This window comes from Chryseobacterium sp. SIMBA_029, assembly GCF_046535275.1.
GTDB lineage: Bacteria > Bacteroidota > Bacteroidia > Flavobacteriales > Weeksellaceae > Chryseobacterium.
In genome coordinates, this window is record NZ_JAWRXA010000251.1 from 1 (window position 1) to 276 (window position 276).

At 34.4% G+C, this 276-nt stretch carries 1 pseudogene; it reads left to right on the plus strand.

Features of this window, described 5'->3' with window-relative positions:
• Positions 1 to 276, plus strand: a pseudogene (locus SB679_RS24025) (secretion protein Por); the annotation flags it as partial.

Below are 276 nucleotides of genomic sequence, written 5' to 3' on the forward strand. Positions count from 1 at the left end.
GTAGAACAAATTGTTATTGACAACCCAATAGCAGGAAGAACTTATAAAATTGAAATCTCTCATAAAGGAACGTTATTAAACAATGCTATTCCGGCTGCGACTACTCCACAGAACTATTCAATCATTGTAACAGGATACAACGAAGTATTAGGAACTAAAGAGTCTGCTGCAAATGCTTTAAGCAACCTTGCTGTAGCACCATCCATTACTAAAGATGTGACAAACATTTTAAATGCTCCTAAAAAATCAGTATTCAATATATATGACGTTTCTGGT